This is a genomic window from Actinophytocola sp. (genome assembly GCF_049647105.1).
Taxonomy (GTDB): Bacteria; Actinomycetota; Actinomycetes; order Mycobacteriales; family Pseudonocardiaceae; genus Actinophytocola.
This window is the reverse complement of sequence record NZ_JBARWZ010000123.1, coordinates 14,407-34,354: the sequence shown is the minus strand read 5'-3', so window position 1 is coordinate 34,354 and position 19,948 is coordinate 14,407. Positions and strand designations below refer to the sequence as shown.

Sequence of the window (19,948 nt, the reverse complement as noted above, 5' to 3'; positions counted from 1 at the left end):
GGTCCTACCGTCGGCGCATGGAGACAATACGGCTGACCGGCGACGATTGGCGGCTGCTGCGCGACGTCCGGCTGGCCGCGCTCGCCGACGCGCCCCACGCCTACGGCTCGTCGCTCGCCGTCGAGGAAGGCTTCGCCGAGGACGACTGGCGGCGCCGCCTCGCGGGCGGCGGGCTGTGGGTGGTGGCGCTCGTGGACGGCGCACCCGTCGGGCTGGTGGGTGCGTACCTAACGGAACAGGACACGCCGATGATCGTGTCGATGTGGGTGCGCCCCGGTTCGCGCGGGCTCGGCGTCGGCGACTCGTTGATCACGGACGTGTTGCGGTGGGCAGCGGAAAACCGCTGGTCCCGGGTTGTGCTGCGGGTCGCGGACGGCAACGACGCGGCGCGGAGGTTGTTCCTGCGGCAGGGGTTCGAGCCGACCGGCGTGCGCGCGCCGCTGGAGAGTGACCCCGGGGTGGCCACGGAACTGCTGTCGCGTGCGATATAACGTCCATATCACGGAACCGGGTCTTGCTCCGAATGGAGCATACTGCTAGTAACACTAGCTCTGGGCCTTCGCCCCGCGGACGGAGGAGCATGGCGACCGATCTCGTCGAGGTGACGGAAATCCTCGACCACCCGCTCGACCAGGTGTGGTCACTGCTGACCGATCTCGAGGGCTACCCGAGGTTCGTCGCCGAGGTGGCCTGGTGCGAGCACCTCGGCGAGGCGGGTGCCGGGCGGTACGAGACACGTTTCGGCATCGAGCGGGGACAGGTGGCGCGCCACGAGCTCGAGATCCTCGTCAACCGGCCGCAGGAGCACCTGGTGATCGTCAGCGACCAGTGGCCCGGCGGGCACGTGTCGCTGAGGTTCGCGGCCGTCGACCGGGCGAGCACCAAGGTGCACCTGACCGTCTCGCTGCCGAACGTGGAAACCCCGATCACCGCGTCCTGGCTGCGGAAACGCGCCGCTCGCGCGTTCACGCTCGTCCACCACCACCTCGCAGGCATCCCGATCACCACCTCACGCAAGGGGATCGACCAGACCGCGAAGAGCCAGTCGCAGCTGACCGTCGCGCGGATCCTGACGAAGGCCGGTGTGCTGACGCCGGGACGGCCGGACCGGTTGCTGCGGCAGCTGAACGTGCTGGCGAGGTGGGGTGCGACCGTCGCGGGCGGCTACCGCGCGATCTGCGTGCGCTTCCCGCAGGAGCAGGCGCTCGTCGACGAGCTGGGCACGCTGACCTTCACCGAGGTGGACCAGCGCACCACCCGCCTGGCGAACGGGCTGGCGAAGCACGGGGTGCGGCAGGGGCGCCGGGTCGCGGTGATGTGCCGCAACCACGCGGGCATGGTCGAGGCGATCGTCGCGTGCGGGAAGCTCGGCGCGAGCGTGCTGCTGCTGAACACGAGCCTGTCGGCGAACCAGGTGCGGGACACGGTGATGACGCACCGGCCGGCGGCCCTCCTCGTCGACGAGGAGTTCATCTCGCTGATGCACTACCTGCCTGCTTCGCTGCCGCGCGTCCTCACCTGGGGCAACGGCCACGAGGGCGACCTCACGATCGACGGGCTGATCGAGGACGCGTCGCCAGAGCGGATCAAGGCGCCGTCGTCGCCCGGCAAGATCATCGTGCTGACCTCCGGCACCACCAGCAACCCGAAGGGCGCGCGGCGCCGCAACCCGCACGGCATCCGTACCGCGGCGGCCGTGCTGTCGCGGATCCCGTTCCAGGCAGGCGAGCGGATGATGGTGGCGGCGCCGCTGTTCCACACGTGGGGGCTCGCGGCGATACAGCTCGGCATGCCGCTGCACGCGCAGTTGGTGCTGCACCGCAAGTTCGACGCCGAGGCGACGCTGCAGGCGATCGAGGAACACCGCTGCACCACGCTGATCGCGGTGCCGATCATGCTCCAGCGCATCCTCGACCTGCCGCGCCCGGTCATCCGCAGCTACGACTTGTCGTCGTTGCGGATCGTCGCGTCCAGCGGCTCGGCGATGCCCGCGTCGCTGGTCACCGACTTCATGGCCGAGTTCGGGGACGTGCTCTACAACCTGTACGGGTCGACCGAGGTGTCATGGGCGAGCATCGCCGACCCGCAGGATCTGAAGGCCGCGCCGACGACCGCGGGCCGGTGCCCGGTCGGCACGCGGGTCGGCATCCTCGACCCGGACGGCCGCCCGGTCGCGCCCGGTGCCGTCGGCCAGATCTGCGTCGGCAACGACATGCTGTTCGAGGGGTACACGGGCGGCGGGAGCAACGCGATCTACGACGACATGATGGTCACCGGCGATCGCGGCTACATCGACGCGGACGGCAGGCTGTACGTGTCCGGCCGGGACGACGACATGATCGTCTCCGGTGGGGAGAACGTCTTTCCCCGGCCGGTCGAGGAGCTGCTGATGACGTTGCCGCAGGTCCTCGACGCGGCCGTGATCGGGGTGCCCGACCGCGAGTTCGGGCAGCGGTTCGCTGCGTACGTGGTGCCAAGACCGGGGACCGCGATCAGCCCGACGGTGGTGCGCGAGTACGTGCACGCCCACCTGTCGAGGTTCGCGGTGCCAAGGGACGTGATCTTCGTACAGGCACTACCGAGAAACGCAACAGGCAAGGTAGTCCGCCGCCGCCTGGTCATGGACTAACAGCACCCCCCACGAATCCCCGGCTCAAAACCCGCGAGTCCACGGTTCGGAACCCGCGAGTCTTCGGTTCGGAACCCGCGAGTCTTCGGTTCGGAACCCGCGAGTCCACGGTTCGGAACCCGCGAGTCTTCGGTTCGGGACGCGCGAGTCTTCGGTTCGGGACGCGCGAGTCTGCGGTTCGGGACGCGCGAGTCTGCGGTTCGGAACCCGCGAGTCTGCGGTTTTCTATCGGATCTGCCCGAGCCGCTACCGCTTGTCGATCACGCAGAAACGGTTGCCCTCGGGGTCGGCGAGCACCGTGAAGTCCGGGTCGGGCGGGTAGTCCTGCCAGTCGACGCGGGTGGCGCCGAGCCCGAGCAGCCGGTCGATCTCCTCGGCCGGGGTCGCGGTGTAGAGGTCGAGGTGCACGCGCGGCTTCTCCTGGACGGGTGTCTCGCTGAGCATGATCGAGACGTGCTGACCGACGCCGTCGGAGGGCACCAGCACCGCCCACGTCTCCTCGATCTCGTCGCGCGGCACGTAGCCGAGCGCACGGCTCCAGAACCGTGCGGCGCGCTGCACGTCGGAAGCCCCCAGGACAGTCGATCCGATTCTGAGCATGCCGCGATTCTCGTAGTACCCCGGTACTACGCGCAGGTTGGCTCCTCGGTGTGATGCCCGGCCGCCACGCCGCTCATAGCGTTGTGCCCATGAATCCATGGAACGGGGCCTCATGGCTGCCGTGACCTATCGCCGACTCGGGCTCGGTGCGACCGTGACCCTGCTGGTGGCGCTCGGCGCGCTCGACCTCGTCCAGCACTACCACACGGATCCGGCCGCCGCGTTCGCCTTCAGTGCCGTCCGCGCCGTGCCGCTGCTCTTCTACCGCAGGATGCCGCTCGAGGCATGGCTGACCGGACTGGCGGCGGCGGTCGCGCTCGCGGTGGTCTCGACCCCGGTGATGTCCGGGGAGCCGTGGCCGTGGGCCGGCACCACCACCGCGGCGCTCACCGCGCTCGGCGGGCTCGTCGCGTCCAGGGGACACCGGCGGCTCTCGGTCACCATGCTGGGGGTGCTGACCGGGCTCGGCCTGCTGCTGTGGATCTGGCCGGGCCGGGGCGACCTGACGGCGGTCGTGGTCACCTCGGCCCTGTGCGGGGCCGGGATCCTCGTCGGCGACGTCGTCCGGGCCCGCCGCAGCATCGCCGTGGAGCTGGCGGAGGAGCGACAGGTCAGCGCCGAGGAACGGGAGTTGCGGTCGGTCGTGGAGGAGCGTGCGCGGATCGCCCGTGAGCTGCACGACGTTGTCGCACACCACATGTCGGTGATCGTCGTCCAGTCGGAGACGGCCCGCTACCGGCTGACCGGCCTGCCCGACGACGCGGCCGCCGAGTTCACCGAGATCGCGCGGCTGGCCCGCGGCTCGCTATCGGAGCTACGTGGCCTGCTGTCGGCGCTACGCGACGACGGCGCCGACCCGAACCGCACCCCGCAACCGACGCTCGGGGAACTGCCCGCGCTGGTGGCACGGATCGAGGCGGCGGGAACACCGGTGACCCTGACGGTCGCCCCCGGCACCGGGGACCTGCCGCAGGTGCTGCAGCTGGCGGTGTTCCGCATCGTGCAGGAGGGCCTGTCCAACGTGGTCCGGCACGCCCCCGGCGCGAGAACCTGGGTCGACGTCACCCGCACCGATCAGACGCTCAAGGTGGCGGTGACGAACGAGCGGGCGGCAGATGGCGGCCCGCTCACGGAGAAGGAAGGCGGGCACGGGCTCGTGGGCGTTCGGGAACGGGTGACGCTGCTTGGTGGCCGGTTCGAGGTGGACCAACCGGACGGCGGCTGGCGACTGAGGGCGGAGCTGCCGCTGTGACCGAGGAGAGCAGACCGATCACCGTGGTGGTGGTCGACGACCAGGACATGGTGCGGGCCGGGTTCGCGGCACTCCTCGGTGCGCAGCCCGACATCTCCGTGGTCGGCCAGGCCAGTGACGGGCAGGCCGCCCTGGACGTGTGCGCGGCGACCACACCCGACGTGGTGCTGATGGACGTCCGCATGCCGGTCCTCGACGGGGTCGAGGCCACGAAACGCCTGGCGGACACCCCGTCGCGAGTCCTCATGCTCACGACGTTCGACATCGACGACTACGTCTACGCGGCACTGCGCGCCGGCGCGTCCGGGTTCCTGCTGAAGGACGCGACACCCGAGGAGCTGGTGGCGGCGGTGCGTGTGGTCGCGACGGGGGAGTCGCTGCTCGCGCCCGCGGTGACGAGCAGGCTGATCGCGCACTTCGCGCGTCAGCCCACGCTGGTGGGCACGCCGCCGTCGCTGGCCGGGCTCACGCCCCGGGAACGGGAGGTCCTGGTGCGGGTGGCGCGGGGCGAGTCGAACGCGGAGATCGCGGCGCGGCTGGTGCTTGCCGAGCAAACCGTGAAGACGCACGTCAGCCGCATCTTCGTCAAGCTCGGCATCCGGGACCGGGCACAGGCCGTGATGGTCGCCTACGAGACCGGGCTGGTGTCTCCCGGCGTCTTCTGAGTGGCGGTCAGCACGCGGGACAGGACCGCGTGCAGCTCCTCCAGTTCCGCCAGGTCCATGCCGAGCCGCTCCACGACCTTGTACGGGATCTTCTCGGCCTCCGCGCGCAGTGCCCGGCCCTTGTCGGTCAGGTCGACCGCCAGCGCGCGTTCGTCGCGGGCGCTGCGGGCGCGGCTGAGGTAGCCCAGCGCCTCGAGCCGCTTGAGCATGGGGGAGAGGGTCGCGGGCTCGTGACGCAGCGTCTCGCCGATGTCCCGGACCGTGCGGGGCGAGCGGTCCCACAGCGCGAGCAGCACCAGGTACTGCGGGTGCGTCAGTCCGTGTGGCTCCAGCAGTGGCCGGTAGATCGCGATGACGCCGCGCGAGGCGAGTGACAGCGCGAAGCAGACCTGCCGGTCCAGAGCCAGCGGGTCGGGGCCGAGATCGATGGGTGGCATGGTTCATAGTCCCCTAATGGTTAGTGTGCTAAATGTTAGAGTACTAACCATGCGACGTCCCAATCCCCTCCAGTGGCTGTGGTACGCGGTGGGTGGCAGGCTGCCCGAACGACTCAGGCCGTGGGTGCTGCACGACGTGACGGCGCGGACGTGGGTGTTGCGTCACGCGGCCCGCGGCGCGGTGGTGCTGTCGCCGATCGCGGCCGCCTGCCTGCTGCTTCCCGGCCCGCTTGGCCTCCGGCTGGCGATGGTGCTGCTGGTCGCCATCGTCGGTGTCTACTTCTCCCTGTCGTACGTCGACGAGAGCTGTGAACTGCGAGCAGCGAAACACGGCCACGAGCACGGCATCGCCCGCGCCACCCGGGACGCCCGCAACGAAAAGGCGGAAGAGGCAGCACAAGCCCGCTACGCAGCGCAGTACCGGAGCTAGGAAGCCTCCCCGGAACCAAGAGTGTCAGGCGCGGACCTTCACACGGATCCGACGCCGTACCCTTGCCGGGTGGTCGCACCAGCAGTCTCGCCGGATGAGCCGGCAGTGTCCGACAAAACGGACGCACGCTCGCCAGCCTGGCGAAACGTGCTCCTGCGTGTCGTGCTCGCGACCGCCGCGGGCCTGCTGATCTACTTCAGCGGCCCGCCGCGCACCCTGTGGTGGCTCGCGCCGATCGGCTTCGCCATCCTCGGCGCGGTGATCTACGGCCGCCGCGCACGGGACGGTTTCGGCTACACGCTGTGCGCGGGTCTCGGCTTCACCGTCCCGCTGCTCGCCTGGACCGGCGAGTTCGTCGGCGTGGTCGCCTGGCTGCCGCTGGCCCTCCTCGAGGCGGCGCTGATGGGCCTCGCGGGCGCGGGCATCGCCGTGGTGAGTGTCCTCCCGGCCTGGCCGGTGTGGGCGGCGCTGGTGTGGGTCACGGGGGAGTACCTGCGCTCGATCTTCCCGTTCGGCGGGTTCCCGTGGGCGCGGATCGCGTTCACGCAGCCGGACGGCATCTACCTCCCGCTGGCCTCCGTGGCGGGCACACCGCTGATCGGGCTCGCGGTCACCATGACCGGCTTCGGGCTCGCCATGCTGGTGCGCACGTCGATCCTCGATCGCCGGCCGCGCCGGATCGTCGCGCCCGCGCTGGCGTTCGTGCTGCCAGTCGTGGCGGCGTTCGGCGCGTTGCCGCTGGTCGGCACGGACGCCAACGACGGCGAGGTGACGGTCGCGGTCATCCAGGGCAACGTGCCGCGCGCGGGCCTCGACTTCAACGCCCAGCGCCGCGCGGTGCTCGACAACCACGTCGCGCGAACCGAGCAACTCGCCAGGGACATCGGCCCCGGCAAGGTCGACCTGGTGATCTGGCCCGAGAACTCCTCGGACATCGACCCCTACCGCAACCCGGACGCCTGGGCCCGCATTGACGACGCGGCCAAGGCCATCGACGCGCCGATCGCGGTCGGCTCGGTGCTGCTCGGGGACGACGGGCTGCCCCGCAACACGATGCTGCTGTGGGACCCCCAGCGCGGGCCGATCGAGCAGTACACGAAGCGGCAGCTGCAGCCGTTCGGCGAGACCATGCCGATGCGGTCGTTCTTCCGGATCTTCACCTCGGCGGTCGACCGCGCCGGGCAGTTCGTGCCGGGCGACAAGGCGACCGTGTTCGCCATGGGCGACGCCAGGGTGGGCCTCGCGACCTGCTACGAGGTCGCCTTCGACGGCGTGGTGCGGGAGTCGGCCGAGGGGGCCAACCTCCTGGCCGTGCCGACGAACAACGCCACGTTCGGCTACACGGAGATGACCTACCAGCAGCTCGCCATGGATCGCGTGCGTGCCGTTGAGCACGGGCGGGCGGTGGCGGTGGCGGCGACGAGCGGGGTCAGCGCGTTCGTCCGGCCGGACGGTTCCGTGAGCCAGTCGACCGGCATGTTCACGCCCGCGGCCCTGGTCGAGACGGTGCCGCTGCGGTCGACGACTACGCTGTCCGACCAACTGGGCCCGGCCCCGGAGTGGATCATGGTGTTCGCCGGACTCGCCGCGCTCGGCGTCGCGATCGTGGTCCGGCGGCGTGCCAGAGCAAGCAACTGACAGACGAAGCGAGGGACCGGCACGCGGGACGTGCCGGCGAGGAGGGTGACGTATGGCGGAGCAGCTCGAGCCGGTGCTCGTGGTGATCCCGACGTTCAACGAGCGGGACAACATCGAGCGAATCGTGAGCCGGCTGCGTGCGGCACTGCCGAAGGCGCACGCCTTGATCGTGGACGACGGCAGCCCGGACGGCACCGGCGACATCGCCGACCGTCTGTCCGCCGAGTCCGACGGGCACGTGCATGTCATGCACCGGACCGAGAAGAACGGTCTCGGCGCCGCCTACGTCGCCGGGTTCGCGTGGGGCTTGGAGCGCGACTACGCCGTGCTGGTGGAGATGGACGCCGACGGCTCGCACTCGCCGGAGGACCTGCCGCGCATGCTCGACGCGCTCGACGACGCCGACCTCGCGATCGGCTCCCGGTACGTGCCGGGCGGCAAGGTCGTGAACTGGCCGAAACGCAGGTACTTCCTGTCGTGGGGCGCCAACACCTACGTCCGCGTGGCGCTCGGTGCCAGGGTCAAGGACATGACCGCGGGCTTCCGCGCCTACCGCCGCGAGGCACTGCAGAAGATCCGCATCGACAACGTCGCCTCCCGCGGCTACTGCTTCCAGATCGACCTCGGCTGGCGCACGATCGAGGCCGGCTTCACGGTCGTCGAGGTGCCGATCACCTTCACCGAACGCGAGTACGGCGTGTCGAAGATGAGCAGCGACGTGATCCGTGAGGCGCTGATCCGGGTCACGAAGTGGGGCCTGCGCCGCCGCGGCAACCAGGTGAAGTCGCTGTTCTCGAAGTGACGCACGCGGTCCCCGCCCGGGGGACTGGCGCTGGGGCGACGCGTCGTCGGATGTGATGCGCTGAAGGGTCCCTTCGAGACGGTGAAAGTCTCGAAGAGACCCTTCAGCCTCGCGGGTTCCGAACCCCCAACTCGCGGGTTCCGAACCGTGGACTCGCGGGTTCCGAACCCCCAACTCGCGGGTTCCGAACCGTGGACTCGCGGGTTCCGAACCGTGGACTCGCGGGTTCCGAACCGTGGACTCGCGGGGTCCGAACCCCCAGGTGGTTGTCAGCAGTACAGGTTGCCGCCTGCTGGGACGCCCAGGATGCCGACGAAACGGTTGTAGTTGTCGACCCGGCTCTGGACCTGGCCCGGGTTGCCGCCGTTGCATTCCAGTGAGCCGTTGATGCTGCGGATCGTCTCGCCGAAACCGCGTTGGTTCACCATGGCGTCGTGCGGGGTCATGGTGCCTGGGCCGTTCTGGGTCATCCAGTACCAGAGCGCGGACTTCCACGCGACGGCCGCGTCGTTCTGGACCAGCCACGGGTTGCCGAGCAGGTCGATGCCCAGGTAGTCACCGGCCGCCTTGTAGTTGAAGTTCCAGCTCAGCTGGATCGGGCCGCGGCCGTAGTACGCGGCCTGCCCCGCCGGGCAGCCGTAGGGCTGGCTCCAGTCGCAGTAGTGCGGGTAGTTGGCCTCGTTCTGCTCGACGATGTGCACGAGACCGCCGGTCTCGTGGGACGCGTTCGCGAGGAACGCCGCCGCCTCCTGCTTCGCGATGGTGTCGCCGCCCGCGGCCGCGAACGCGGGGAACGCGTCCAGCGCCGTGGTCAGGCCGTTGTAGGTGTAGAAGGGGTTCCTGTTCGGGAACATCTGGTTGAACTGGGCCTCGGACACGACGAACGCGCGTTTCGCGCCGCTCGTGTCCTGGCCCGGGGTGGCCGTCGCCTGGGACGACGCCATGGTGAGCGCCACCCCGACGGCGAACAGGGTCGCCAGTAGCCGCTTCATGGTCACTCCTCGATGCAGGGTAATTCCGGAGTGTCACCACCATGACGCATTGGTCCAGACCAGTCAAGGGGTGGGTCGCCCTGCCGGAGCGTGGGTTCCTGGCCGAATGACCCGGCCCGCGGCCGCACGACTCGATGCCCGTCAAGGACTACGAAGCGGTGAACACGCCGAATGCCACATCGGGCGTCCCGATGTGGCATTCAGTGTGGGAGGGCTCAGGCGGACCGGCTGCGGCGAACCTTCAGTTCCTGCAGCCGTTCGGTCAGCAGGTCTTCCAGCTCGGGAATGGTCCGGCGTTCGAGGAGCATGTCCCAGTGAGTGCGCGGAGGCTTGACCTTCTTGGTCTCCGGCTCGGTGCCGTCGATCAGCTTCGACACGGTGCCGTGCAGACGGCACTCCCACATCGCGGGAACATCGGCGTCGTCGGAGAAGGGAACCTCGAACTCGTGCTCCTTCGGGCATGCGTAGCGGATCGTCCGCCGAGGCGCGAGGTCGTGGTTACGATCTGTCTCGTAGCTGACCGCGCCAAGTCGGCTTCCACGGAGTACACGGTCGGCCATGGCGACGTCCTTTCGTTCGGCTGGAGCTCCCAGCTGCAGCCAGGGTGGTGCTCACCAAGAGCAACGCCCGAGTGCGGTGAAACGTTCCCGCCCGCCGCGCCCGGTCGCTCAGGGTGACCTGCGGCAACCCCTGCTTCTATAGCTTCCACCGTAGCGGTACGCCGTAAACGTGTTCGTGACGCTACACTCGTCAGGTTGCCGAATGATGTCGCCCACTTGGGGGTAAGTGTTGCCCAGGATGGCCGGTCAGGCCAGGCTGAGCTGCCCTCGTCCCGCGACGGCCGGCCCGAGATCACCCACACGAAAGTGTCGCCGACACAGAACTTGATAACGCACGGTAGTTGTCGGGGTGGAATCCGGTAATTCACGGTCCGTATCCGCGACGAGCACTGTGTCGCCGGCGCGGATGACCACGCCGTCCGCGACCCTGGCGTTGAACCGGGCGGGCAGCCCGCACCAGCAGAGCACGTCGACCTGGACCGGCTCCAGGTCGTCGGCGAGCTCGAACAGCCGGCGCGAACCGGGGAACAGGCGGCTGCGGAAGTCGGTGGCGATGCCGAAGCAGTACACGTCGACCTGCACGTCGTCGGACAGCTCCGCCAGCTGGTCCACCTGCGCGGGGGTGAGGAACTGGGCCTCGTCGACTATCACGTAGTCCACCCGCTGGCCCTCGGCCCATCGGCCGCGGACCAGCTCGCGCAGGTCGACCTCGCCGTGCACCTCCATCGCCTGGCGGGTGATGCCGATGCGGCTGGTGATCTGCGGCTTGCCGGAACGGTCGTGGTGGACGAGCACGAGGCCCTTGCGACCCTGTCTGGCCTGATTGTGGTCGACCTGCAACGCGAGCGTCGACTTCCCGCAGTCCATCGGTCCGTAGTAGAACCGCAGGTGCCCCACCACGGGCACGGCCCGCCGCGATCCGGCGGCGGGCACCGAGGAGAGCGCGTCGGTCGGGTCACTGAGCTGAGGCGGCATGGGCTCCACGGCAGGTGACCCTATCTCCACCTGGGTCCGTGGCATGGGACCCGAGGTGCACGGGTATCCACGGCGGTGTCAGCCGCTCCGGTGAAAGGTGTCGAATGTCCGACCTTCCCCTGTCCCAGCTGTTCGACCGGGCACGTGACGAGGCTGCCGACGGAGTCGCCTGGCTCACCGGCCGCACGGCTGGTCTCCTCGACGACACGGCCGCCGTCCTGGCCGACGTGTCGGACTCGGCGGCACTCACCGCGGCGCGCGTGAGCGGCCAGGCGGGCGAGGCCGCGGGCCGCTACGCCGCTCAGGCGTGCGGCTGGCTCGCCGACCAGGTCAGCGGCTTCGGCGAACGCGTGACCGCCCGCGTCGACGGCTGACTCCCACGGCCCACGCGGCCTTCTGGTGCGATCGCGGTCACAGCTGGTTGAACCTCACACCTGTGTCAGGTTCGACCGCGGGGTGGTCGGCGGCCTGCTGCTCGACCGGGGTGGTCCCGGCGCGCTGCCGTGGAGTGCGCCGGTGCTGATGCCGCTCGTGCTGGCCGTCGTGGTCGCCGCGCGCGGGCGCGCGTTCCCGTCAGGTCGCGCCGACCACCAGCGAGACGCCGAGGGCGGCCATCGTGGCGGCCACCAGGCCGTCCAGCACACGCCATGACGACGGCCGCGCGAAGAAGCCGGTCAGCAGGCGCGCGCCGAAGCCCAGTGCCGCGAACCAGCACAGGCTCGCGAGCGTGGCGCCCGCGCCGAACGCCCACCGCAGGTCGCCGCGATGGGCGGCCACGGTGCCCAGCAACAGCACGGTGTCCAGGTACACGTGCGGGTTCAGCCACGTCAGCGCCAGGCACGTGAACACGACCCGGCGCGCGGACCCCGTCGGCGCGCCGGTGACGTTCATGGCCGACGGGCGGAACGCCCTTCGCGCCGCGAGAAATCCGTAGCACAGCAGGAAAGCGCCGCCGATGATCCCGACGATCGTCAGCACCCGCGGGTACGCCGCCACCACCGCGCCGACGCCGCCGACCCCGAGCGCGATCAACGCCGCGTCCGACAGCGCGCAGATCGCGACCACGGCGAGCACCCCGTCCCGGCGGATGCCCTGCCGCAGCACGAACGCGTTCTGCGCGCCGATGGCCACGATCAGGGACAGGCCGGTGCCGAACCCGGCGGCCGCCGCGAACAGGGCGTCTCTCATGAACCCGAGGCTAGGTGCGGAGCTACCAACAGTACAGCTAAGGATTCTTACGTAACATTAGCGATCGTGATGACAGATCTGCCCCTCGACCAGGTCCGGACGTTGCTGGCCGTGGCCGACGAGGGCACGTTCGACGCGGCGGCGGCCGTGCTGCACGTGACGCCGTCCGCGGTGAGCCAGCGAGTGAAGGCGCTCGAGAAGCGCACCGGCAGCGTGCTGGTGACCAGGACGAAACCGGCACGGCTCACCGAGTCGGGGCAGGTCGTCGTACGGTTCGCGCGACGGCTCGCGGCGCTCGAACGGGACGCCCGTGCCGAGCTGGGCATGAGCGGTGCCGGTGAGCCGGTCCGGCTGCCGATCGCGGTCAACGCGGATTCGCTCGCGACGTGGTTCCTGCCCGCGCTCACGCGGGTGCCGACGGACCCGCCCGTCTGTTTCGAGTTGCACCGCGAAGACCAGGACCACACGACGACGTTGCTGCGGGACGGCACGGTGATGGCCGCGGTCACGTCGTCGTCGGCACCGGTGCAGGGCTGTTCGGTGCGCCCGCTCGGCGGCCTGCGGTACCTGCCATCGGCGACCCCGGCGTTCGCGGCGCGGTGGTTCACCGGGTCGTTCGCCGAGGACCTGGCGCGGGCGCCGGTGGTGGTGTACGACCGGCGGGATGACCTCCAGGACAGGTTCGTGCGCGCGGTGAGCGGCCGCGACGCGAGCACGTTGCGGCACCACATCCCGGCGTCCGAGTCGTTCGCGGACGCGGTCACGGCGGGGCTGGGGTGGGGGATGGTGCCGGAGGTGCAGGCCGAGCCCCGGCTGCGGGCGGGCGCGCTGGTGACGCTCGCCGACCGGCCCGAACCCCCAACTCGCGGGTCCCGAACCGAAGACTCGCGGGTCCCGAACCGTGGACTCGCGGGTTCTGAACCGTCGATGGACGTACCGCTGTATTGGCAACAGTGGAAACTCGACTCGCCGATCCTGTCCTCGGTGGCCGACGCCGTCGTGGCAATGGCCGCCACCTCGTTGCGGAGGACGGTCATGGAGGTGCTCTGAGTCAGCAGTCCTTCGCGTAGCGGCAGGCGACCACCGATGGTCGTTCCACCGGATGGCCTTCGGCCAGGGACCAGGCCAGGCGGATGTACTGGGCGTGGGTCCACGCGAGCGGGGTCGCCGACGTCGTGGCGGTGCCCGGGCGGATGCCGGGTGGTGCCGCGTTGTCCCACACCTGTTCGGGGAGCATGAGGCCGCTGTTCGCCGTCGCGGCGATGGTCGACAGGCGGGTGCGGGCCGCGGCCGGGTCGCCTGCCAGCAGCTCGTACTCGCCGCGTTCGCCCGCGAAGATCGGCCACAGGCGGCCGTAGGTGCGGGTCGGGGCCGGCCAGTTCACGTTCCACGGGCCGCCGTCCGCCTGCTCGCCGTAACCGTCGCTGGTGAAGCGGTGCCACAGCCGGCCGGCGGGGGTGTCTTCGCCGAGTTCCTTGTCCACCACCGCGATCGTGTTGCGGATGACCGGGTCGTCGGCCGGGCGGAGGCCGAGGCGGACCAGCTCCAGGAAGCTCGGGTCGACGACCGTGCGCTGGTCGACCTCGCCGACGTTGTTGTCGCCCAGGTTGTACGTCGTGCCCGCGTTGGGGTTGCCGTCCTTCGTCAGGCGCAGGTAGTACGGGTCGGGGGACAGCGGGCCCGTCTCGGTGACGGTCCACTCCTCGACCTTCGCCGCCCACTCGTCGGCGATCGCCAGGTAGCGTTCGGCGGTCTCCGTGTCGCCCGCGCGGGTCAGCAGGTCGGCCAGGCACACGAGGCCCGCGATCTCCGACGCGATCGTCGCGGGGGAGTAGCCGCTCTGGTTCTCCCAGCGTTCCTGTTCGGTGAAGGGGGCGTCCGGGTAGTTCACCATGAACTCGGCCGCGCGCCTGAGATCGTCCAATGTGGACTCGTCGGTCCGGTCAAGCAGCCAGGCGAGCAGCATCGGCGCCGCGGTCTCGTCGAGTTGCACGCTCGTCCAGTACGGCTCGCCCGTGACCCTCGTGTTCTGTGCCAGGTGGCCGTCCGGTTGCTGCTGGACGTTCAGCATGTAGTCCAGGGATCGGTTGGCGCCGTCGGTGTCACCGGCGGCCAGCAGGCCGGTCGCTATCTGGTACAGGTCGCGGGGCCACACCAGCGCGTAGGAGCCGAACTCCGGCGCGATCTCCCGGTCGAAGCCGAACGCCCACGGGAAGCCCGGCGCCGCGATGTACGCGCCAGGGTGGAGCTTGTCCTCCGACGCCGCCAGCACCAGCAGTGAGCTGCGGTACACGGCACGTTCGTGGCGGGAGCCCAGCCGCGGCGTGCGCAGGCCGGAAACGTAGTCCTGCCAACCCTTCGCGTACCTCGCGGCCACCTTCGCGAAGCCTGTCGACAGTGACGCGCGGGCCGTGGTCACCGCGGACTGCCGGGTCGGGCCGAAGCCGAGGGCGAGGGTGTCGTGCCGGTGCCGCTTGCCGTCCACGCGCAGCTCGCCGGTCTGCACCACGTTGCCGGGGCCCGCTTTCGGATACCGCCAGTCCATGCGGTGGTCGGCAAGGTCGGTCCAGCCGTCGCTCGTGCCGAGGTAGCCCGTCGACGTCGCCGAGAAACCACGCCCCGCCACCAGGGCCGACGCCGCCGCGCCGTCCGAGGCGACCAGCGCGTCGCCGCTCGAGCCGGTGTCGTCGCCGCCCTCGCGGGACAGCGCCGGGTCGTACATGGCGTACACCCGCAGCGACTCGCGGGACCGGAAGTCGAGGTCCACCAACACCGTCGCACGCCGAGGGTCGGTGACGTAGGTGGTCACGGCGGTCCAGCCGGTGCCGTGGGCGGTCTGGCGGAAGGTCAGGTCGCCGACCTGCTCGGTGCGGCCGCGCACCGGCTCGGTGAACGACTTGCCGTCGGTCACCACGAGCTGCAGCTCCCGCACCGCGGGGGTGCTGAGGTCGGGATAGAAGACCTCGGTCATCCGGCCGCCGCCGAGGGTGAACCAGACGGGGCTCGCCGTGCCGCTGTTGGCTGTGCCGAAGCCTTGTTTGTCGGCGGGCTGGTACACGGCGGGTTCGCCGGGTCCGCCTGGCGCGTCACCTCCCGGGACAGCCGCCGTCGTCGTCGCAACCATCGCCATCACCGATAACAGCACTGTCGTCCGCACGTGTCCACCGTGCCGCACGCGCGGGTGATCCGCATGACGAACGAACGGAAACCGTGCGAAAACCGTGTGGACAAGGCAAGATGCGACACCATGGCAGCCGGAAGACAGGTGAAACGCGCGACGATCGCGGTGGCCGGAGTGGTCGTGCTCCTGATCGGGATCGCGTTGCTGGTCCTGCCGGGGCCCGGCCTGCTGCTGGTGCTCGCCGGCCTGTTGATCCTCTCGTCGGAGTTCCCGGCGCTCGAGAAGCATGTCGACCCGGTGCGGGACCGCGCGATGAAGGCGGCGGAGGACAGCGTGTCGTCACCGCTGCGGATCGCCGGGTCGGTGATCGTCGGGCTGGGGCTCATCGCGGGCGGGATCATCTGGGGGCTGCGGGTGTTCTCGTGGCTGCCGTTGGCCGGGTGGAGCACCGGATCGAGCCTGATCCTGTCCGGGATCGTGTTGTTCGCGCTGCTGGGGTGGTCGTACCGGAAGGTCAGAGCACGGCGTCGGTGAGGTGTTCGCCGCGAGACCGGCATGGCACGGCCCCCTGCGCTCCGGGAGCGCAGGGGGCCGTTTTGTTCATTCAGCTGGTCAGCTCGCGCCGCCCGGCTGGACGACGCCGTTGACCGTCAGGGTGTACGGCGCGTACTGGTTGACGAGCTCGGTCGGCTCGTCGTACGCGACCACCGCGACGACCTTCGGGAACGGGGTCAGGAGCAGCAGCTGCAGCCAGCCGAGCTTGACCTTGTTCTTGCCATCGGCCTCGAGCTGCAACGCGACCTGGTTGCGCTCGTCGTACGCGATCAGGCGCACGTTCCAGTTGTCCACCGGGAACGGCTTGATCTCGGTCGGCGAGTCGAACGGCTCCAGCGAGGCGCCGTCGCTGACGGCCGTGCCGCCGACGGTGATGTCGTCGACCTTCAGACCGCCCTCGTTGACGCCGCCGTCGCTGATGTACTGGAAACCGACCAGCACCGTCTGGCCCGCGTACGCGGAAAGGTCGAACGAGTGCGGCTCGAAACCGTCGGTGGTCCCGTTGAGCGACGGGCCCTGCGGACCGGGAACCGTCTTGTCACCGTCGATCGCCGTGTAGGTCGCGCCGCCGTCGGTGGACACGACCACGTAGCCGTAGTCGTAGCCGAGCTCGGCGCCGTACTTCGCCTCGAAGCGCAGCGTCGGGTCGGTCGTCGGCACCGCGACGGACGTCACCGCGGTGGCGTTGATGTTGTTGGCGTTGCCCGACCACAGCACCGGGTCACCGGCGCTGTCCGGGTCGTCGTTGACGATCGTCCACTCGAGCGGGATCGACGGCAGCGACGCAGCACCGTCGAACGACAGCGACCGCAGGTCCTTGCCCTTCAGCACCGTGCCGTCCGCCTTCTGCAACGGCACGAAGTCGGCGCCGTTCGGCGCGGCCCCCGGGTCGTCGTAGGACTGCGGGTTGGCCAGGTTCACCGTCGAGCGCAGGCTCGGCGAGGTCACCCGCTTCTTCGGCACACCGAGCATGATGCCGCGGTTCGAGTCGCCGACGATCTTGTCCAGCAGCGTCGCCGACTGGTAGTCGTGCAGCACGTCGTACATGTCGGAAACACCCTCGGCCTCGAGCGCCGCGTCGAGGCTGGCCAGCCCCTGGTGCTCGCCGTCGCGGTGCAGGCGCGACATGAAGTCGGTGCCGTACCGGTCGGAGAGGAACTGCATGACCGAGTACGCGTTGCCGTAGTCCGCGAGCACCGCGTTCGGGTTGCCCTCACCCCACAGGTTCAGCGAGTTCTCCGCACCACCGCAGTCCCTCGGGTTCGTGTTGTACGGCGTCTGGACCGTGCCGAAACCCTGGTAGCAGTAGATGTGGCTGTCGCCGCCCTTGTCGAACACGGTCAGGCGCGGGTCGACGTAGCCGACCAGCGTCTGGGCGTAGTCCGAGAGGCCCTCGTTGACCCAGTTCCCCTCGAAGGGGTCGGTGTAGTACATGAGCAGGTGCTGCCACTCGTGCGCGAACGTGCCCTCGTACAGGCGCGGGCGGGCCGGGCGGCTGGTGCACAGGTCGGCCGTCGGTTCGTCGGCGGGCTCGGCACCGGTGCGGTGCGCCCAGTCGAACGCGTCGATGGTCATCACGTTCCGGTCGACCAGCTCGTTGAACTGGGCCGAGAAGAAGCCGGCGATGTAGGTCGGCGCCGCAGGGAACGTGTAGTAGTTGTCGTCACGCACGTTGTCGATCAGCGCGACGGTGTTGTCACCGTCGCCGGAGAAGTCGAGGCCTTCCAGCGCGGGGTCGACGTTGGTGCCGTCCCGGTCGGGCGGCGTGGAGAAGGACGCCGTCTCCTTGGGGAACATGTTCGTGTCGAACTGGGTGACGAGATCGGCGACCTGGGCGTCCGTGACGTCGGTCGTCCCCGCGATCTGGTTGCGGCAGTCGCCTGCGGGGAAGGACGTGTCGTTCGCGACCCAGACCTCGATCTTGTCGCCGGCACCGCGGAGCGTGTACTCCTTGAGGTACAACTGGCCCTCGGCGTCGTCCAGCGCGAGCCACGGCCGGACGGTGCCGACCGGCGGGGTGACCCCGGCGGCCGCGGCCCGCTTGGCGCTTGGCTGGTAGCTGGCCGGCACGTTCACCGGCTTGCCGTTGAGCGTGAAGTCCTTGCGGGTCAGCTCACGGGTGTCGTCGGCAGGCGGCGCCGCGGTCGGCGCCCCTGCCGCCGCCGAGGCGGGCAGCACCTGGAGAAGTGGCACCACGAGCAAGGCGGCCGCGGCCGAGACTAATCGGCGTCGTCGCATGGAAACCCTTTCGATATGCGCGTCCGCCGTGGTTGTGCCCACGAGCGGGCACGTTGTACATGCCCCCGTACCTCGTCTTCTCGGTTTGGGGGCACCGGGTGTTTCACGTGCGAGAGGTGGAGTTTTTCCCGGTTAACAGCCTGCGGGTGATCAACTGGCTACCGGTCGTGGCATCGGTGGTTGTGGTGTGGTTCCACCGGTTCGTCCGCACGCGCGTCCGGAAACCGGTTGATCACACCCGGTAATGTCGGTGGGGCGCTGGCATCGGCAACGCTGGGGGTGTTGCCGATGCCAGCGGTCAGCATTGCCCGCGTCCTGCCGCCGCACCAGCGGGTACTGTGGGGAAGCCGCGGTTGGCGCCGTGCTCCGCCCCGCCGCAACCGATCAGCCTGGTCGGGCAGCATCGGCGATCACGGTGTGTGAGCCGTGAGCGTGGAGCCAATCCCGCCTAATGGGAAGTACGGGAATTACCGGACTCGTTCGGCTGTAGGTGTCCGGTCGAGTCGTGCTGCACGCTCGGGGTCGTCGTCCTTCCCACCCCTGCTGGAGGCAGCGACTCATGCGTACATTCCTCGTCTCACTGACAGCGGGCGCGCTCGTCGCGTTCGCCGCACCGGCGGCCGCGGCGCCGCCGTCCGTGCTTGCCGCGCCGGACATCCCCGTCGCGAACGTGCAGGCGCACCTGAACCAGTTCCAGTCGATCGCGACGAGCAACGGTGGAAACCGCGCGCACGGCAGACCCGGGTACCGCGCGTCGATCGACTACGTCCAGGGCAGGCTGAACGCGGCCGGTTACACGACCTCGTTGCAGTCGTTCACCTCCGGCGGTGCCACCGGGTGGAACCTGATCGCGGAGTGGCCGCGCGGCGACGCCAACAACGTGATCATGGCAGGCGGGCACCTCGACGGCGTCACCGCGGGGCCCGGCATCAACGACAACGGCTCGGGTTCCGCCGCGCTGCTGGAGATCGCGCTGACCATCGCGAGCCAGAACCTCGACCCAGCCAAGCGGATCCGGTTCGGCTGGTGGGGTGCGGAGGAACGCGGCCTGATCGGGTCGACGTACTACGTGAACAACCTGCCGTCCGCAGAGCGGTCGCGCATCAAGGGCTACGTCAACTTCGACATGATCGGCTCGCCGAACCCGGGCTACTTCGTCTACTCGGCCAGCGGGCAGCCATCGGGATCCCTTGCGCTGCAACAGGTTCTGCAGGCGCCGTTCGCGACGATGGGTGTGCCGACCGAGCTGACCTCGGTCGGTGGCCGGTCCGACCACGCCGCGTTCGCGAACGTCGGCATCCCGGTCGGTGGCCTGTTCACCGGTGCGGAGGTGACGAAGACCTCGTCGCAGGCTGCGAAGTGGGGCGGCACCGCGGGGCAGGCGTTCGACCGCTGCTACCACGCGTCGTGCGACACCACGAGCAACATCAACGTGACCGCGCTGGACCGCAACACCGACGCGATCGCCTACGCCATCTGGACGTTGTCGGCGGGCACGACGCCACCGACCGGCCCGCGCTTCGAGAACACCACGGACGTGGCGATTCCCGATCAGTCCACAGTGGAAAGCCCGATCGCGGTGACGGGTGTCGCCGGGAACGCGCCTGCCGGTCTCCAGGTGACCGTCGACATCAGGCACACCTACATCGGTGACCTCGTCGTGGACGTGCTGGCGCCGGACGGCAGCGTGTACAACCTGCACAACCGGTCGGGTGGCAGCACGGACAACATCGCGACGACGTACACGGTCAACGCGTCCAGCGAGGTCGCGAACGGCACGTGGCGCCTGCGCGTCCGTGACGCCGCGGCACAGGACACCGGCACGATCAACGCGTGGAGCCTGCAGTTCTGAGGTGACTCCGGGCG

At 69.8% G+C, this 19,948-nt stretch carries 19 protein-coding genes; 11 read left to right on the top strand and 8 right to left on the bottom strand.

The annotated features are described in order from the left end of the window. Positions 1 to 17 precede the first annotated feature (17 nt). Together WBA97_RS15310 and WBA97_RS15305 are read left to right on the top strand one after the other, a co-directional pair. The gene (locus WBA97_RS15310) at positions 18 to 491 is read left to right on the top strand and encodes an N-acetyltransferase family protein (RefSeq protein WP_424231473.1); all 474 of its coding nucleotides are present in this window, start codon (positions 18 to 20) and stop codon (positions 489 to 491) included. A gap of 89 nt (positions 492 to 580) precedes the next feature. Next, on the top strand, positions 581 to 2,629 hold the full coding sequence (locus tag WBA97_RS15305; protein WP_424231472.1) for an AMP-binding protein: 2,049 nt from the start codon (positions 581 to 583) through the stop codon (positions 2,627 to 2,629). A 246-nt stretch (positions 2,630 to 2,875) separates the two neighbouring features. Here the strand turns inward: WBA97_RS15305 and WBA97_RS15300 are convergent, their stop codons facing one another. Then, positions 2,876 to 3,229 (bottom strand): VOC family protein, encoded by a 354-nt coding sequence (locus WBA97_RS15300; protein ID WP_424231471.1) that lies wholly within the window; start codon positions 3,227 to 3,229, stop codon positions 2,876 to 2,878. 121 nt (positions 3,230 to 3,350) lie between these two features. Between WBA97_RS15300 and WBA97_RS15295 the strand changes: the two genes are divergently transcribed. Together WBA97_RS15295 and WBA97_RS15290 are read left to right on the top strand one after the other, a co-directional pair. Further along, on the top strand, positions 3,351 to 4,481 hold the full coding sequence (locus WBA97_RS15295; RefSeq protein WP_424231470.1) for a sensor histidine kinase: 1,131 nt from the start codon (positions 3,351 to 3,353) through the stop codon (positions 4,479 to 4,481). After that, the gene (locus WBA97_RS15290) at positions 4,478 to 5,146 is read left to right on the top strand and encodes a response regulator (protein WP_424231469.1); all 669 of its coding nucleotides are present in this window, start codon (positions 4,478 to 4,480) and stop codon (positions 5,144 to 5,146) included. Before WBA97_RS15295 ends, WBA97_RS15290 begins: the two co-directional genes overlap by 4 nt. On the opposite strand, the gene WBA97_RS15285 is transcribed toward WBA97_RS15290, so the two are convergent. Beyond that, the gene (locus WBA97_RS15285) at positions 5,110 to 5,583 is read right to left on the bottom strand and encodes a MarR family winged helix-turn-helix transcriptional regulator (protein WP_424231468.1); all 474 of its coding nucleotides are present in this window, start codon (positions 5,581 to 5,583) and stop codon (positions 5,110 to 5,112) included. The two genes, WBA97_RS15290 and WBA97_RS15285, sit on opposite strands and share 37 nt — an antisense overlap. A 49-nt stretch (positions 5,584 to 5,632) precedes the next feature. Between WBA97_RS15285 and WBA97_RS15280 the strand changes: the two genes are divergently transcribed. From WBA97_RS15280 to WBA97_RS15270, 3 genes are all read left to right on the top strand, one after another. Next, a complete protein-coding gene (locus WBA97_RS15280) occupies positions 5,633 to 6,013 on the top strand; it encodes a DUF5313 family protein (RefSeq protein ID WP_424231467.1) in 381 nt (126 codons plus the stop codon). A 147-nt stretch (positions 6,014 to 6,160) separates the two neighbouring features. Further along, the gene (gene lnt / locus WBA97_RS15275) at positions 6,161 to 7,651 is read left to right on the top strand and encodes an apolipoprotein N-acyltransferase (protein WP_424231466.1); all 1,491 of its coding nucleotides are present in this window, start codon (positions 6,161 to 6,163) and stop codon (positions 7,649 to 7,651) included. A 52-nt stretch (positions 7,652 to 7,703) separates the two neighbouring features. Further along, on the top strand, positions 7,704 to 8,453 hold the full coding sequence (locus WBA97_RS15270; protein WP_424231465.1) for a polyprenol monophosphomannose synthase: 750 nt from the start codon (positions 7,704 to 7,706) through the stop codon (positions 8,451 to 8,453). A 269-nt stretch (positions 8,454 to 8,722) separates the two neighbouring features. On the opposite strand, the gene WBA97_RS15265 is transcribed toward WBA97_RS15270, so the two are convergent. From WBA97_RS15265 to WBA97_RS15255, 3 genes are all read right to left on the bottom strand, one after another. Further along, the gene (locus WBA97_RS15265; RefSeq protein WP_424231487.1) at positions 8,723 to 9,397 is read right to left on the bottom strand and encodes a chitinase; all 675 of its coding nucleotides are present in this window, start codon (positions 9,395 to 9,397) and stop codon (positions 8,723 to 8,725) included. Positions 9,398 to 9,660: 263 nt separating this feature from the next. Then, positions 9,661 to 10,005: an RNA polymerase-binding protein RbpA gene (locus WBA97_RS15260; RefSeq protein ID WP_424231464.1), complete on the bottom strand. Its 345-nt coding sequence runs from the start codon at positions 10,003 to 10,005 to the stop codon at positions 9,661 to 9,663. A gap of 246 nt (positions 10,006 to 10,251) precedes the next feature. Beyond that, the gene (locus WBA97_RS15255) at positions 10,252 to 10,980 is read right to left on the bottom strand and encodes a thymidine kinase (RefSeq protein ID WP_424231463.1); all 729 of its coding nucleotides are present in this window, start codon (positions 10,978 to 10,980) and stop codon (positions 10,252 to 10,254) included. 104 nt (positions 10,981 to 11,084) lie between these two features. Between WBA97_RS15255 and WBA97_RS15250 the strand changes: the two genes are divergently transcribed. After that, on the top strand, positions 11,085 to 11,354 hold the full coding sequence (locus WBA97_RS15250) for a hypothetical protein (RefSeq protein WP_424231462.1): 270 nt from the start codon (positions 11,085 to 11,087) through the stop codon (positions 11,352 to 11,354). Between the two features lie 199 nt (positions 11,355 to 11,553). Here WBA97_RS15250 and WBA97_RS15245 read toward each other — a convergent pair whose 3' ends face one another. Further along, the gene (locus tag WBA97_RS15245; protein WP_424231461.1) at positions 11,554 to 12,168 is read right to left on the bottom strand and encodes a LysE/ArgO family amino acid transporter; all 615 of its coding nucleotides are present in this window, start codon (positions 12,166 to 12,168) and stop codon (positions 11,554 to 11,556) included. Between the two features lie 69 nt (positions 12,169 to 12,237). Between WBA97_RS15245 and WBA97_RS15240 the strand changes: the two genes are divergently transcribed. After that, positions 12,238 to 13,218 carry a LysR family transcriptional regulator ArgP gene (locus tag WBA97_RS15240; protein ID WP_424231460.1) on the top strand — a complete coding sequence of 327 codons (981 nt, stop codon included), beginning with the start codon at positions 12,238 to 12,240 and terminating at the stop codon, positions 13,216 to 13,218. Between the two features lies 1 nt (position 13,219). Here the strand turns inward: WBA97_RS15240 and WBA97_RS15235 are convergent, their stop codons facing one another. Then, positions 13,220 to 15,325, bottom strand: a complete 2,106-nt coding sequence (locus WBA97_RS15235; RefSeq protein ID WP_424231459.1) for a glycoside hydrolase family 15 protein — start codon at positions 15,323 to 15,325, stop codon at positions 13,220 to 13,222. A gap of 90 nt (positions 15,326 to 15,415) precedes the next feature. On the opposite strand from WBA97_RS15235, the gene WBA97_RS15230 reads away from it, so the two are divergent. Continuing rightward, positions 15,416 to 15,823, top strand: coding sequence for a PGPGW domain-containing protein (locus WBA97_RS15230; RefSeq protein ID WP_424231458.1), 408 nt, complete (start codon positions 15,416 to 15,418; stop codon positions 15,821 to 15,823). 78 nt (positions 15,824 to 15,901) lie between these two features. Here WBA97_RS15230 and WBA97_RS15225 read toward each other — a convergent pair whose 3' ends face one another. After that, positions 15,902 to 18,037, bottom strand: coding sequence for a choice-of-anchor J domain-containing protein (locus WBA97_RS15225; RefSeq protein WP_424231457.1), 2,136 nt, complete (start codon positions 18,035 to 18,037; stop codon positions 15,902 to 15,904). A 604-nt stretch (positions 18,038 to 18,641) separates the two neighbouring features. Between WBA97_RS15225 and WBA97_RS15220 the strand changes: the two genes are divergently transcribed. Then, a complete protein-coding gene (locus tag WBA97_RS15220; protein ID WP_424231456.1) occupies positions 18,642 to 19,934 on the top strand; it encodes a M28 family metallopeptidase in 1,293 nt (430 codons plus the stop codon). Positions 19,935 to 19,948: the final 14 nt, after the last annotated feature.

Coding starts and splice junctions, on each gene's coding strand:
- WBA97_RS15245 (WP_424231461.1), bottom strand. CDS start 12,168: ATGAGAGACGCCCTGTTCGCGGCGGCCGCCGGGTTCGGCACCGGCCTG.
- WBA97_RS15265 (WP_424231487.1), bottom strand. CDS start 9,397: ATGGCGTCGTCCCAGGCGACGGCCACCCCGGGCCAGGACACGAGCGGC.
- WBA97_RS15270 (WP_424231465.1), top strand. CDS start 7,704: ATGGCGGAGCAGCTCGAGCCGGTGCTCGTGGTGATCCCGACGTTCAAC.
- WBA97_RS15250 (WP_424231462.1), top strand. CDS start 11,085: ATGTCCGACCTTCCCCTGTCCCAGCTGTTCGACCGGGCACGTGACGAG.
- WBA97_RS15285 (WP_424231468.1), bottom strand. CDS start 5,583: ATGCCACCCATCGATCTCGGCCCCGACCCGCTGGCTCTGGACCGGCAG.
- WBA97_RS15220 (WP_424231456.1), top strand. CDS start 18,642: ATGCGTACATTCCTCGTCTCACTGACAGCGGGCGCGCTCGTCGCGTTC.
- WBA97_RS15310 (WP_424231473.1), top strand. CDS start 18: ATGGAGACAATACGGCTGACCGGCGACGATTGGCGGCTGCTGCGCGAC.
- WBA97_RS15240 (WP_424231460.1), top strand. CDS start 12,238: ATGACAGATCTGCCCCTCGACCAGGTCCGGACGTTGCTGGCCGTGGCC.
- WBA97_RS15305 (WP_424231472.1), top strand. CDS start 581: ATGGCGACCGATCTCGTCGAGGTGACGGAAATCCTCGACCACCCGCTC.
- WBA97_RS15280 (WP_424231467.1), top strand. CDS start 5,633: ATGCGACGTCCCAATCCCCTCCAGTGGCTGTGGTACGCGGTGGGTGGC.
- WBA97_RS15300 (WP_424231471.1), bottom strand. CDS start 3,229: ATGCTCAGAATCGGATCGACTGTCCTGGGGGCTTCCGACGTGCAGCGC.
- WBA97_RS15255 (WP_424231463.1), bottom strand. CDS start 10,980: ATGCCGCCTCAGCTCAGTGACCCGACCGACGCGCTCTCCTCGGTGCCC.
- WBA97_RS15230 (WP_424231458.1), top strand. CDS start 15,416: ATGGCAGCCGGAAGACAGGTGAAACGCGCGACGATCGCGGTGGCCGGA.
- WBA97_RS15260 (WP_424231464.1), bottom strand. CDS start 10,005: ATGGCCGACCGTGTACTCCGTGGAAGCCGACTTGGCGCGGTCAGCTAC.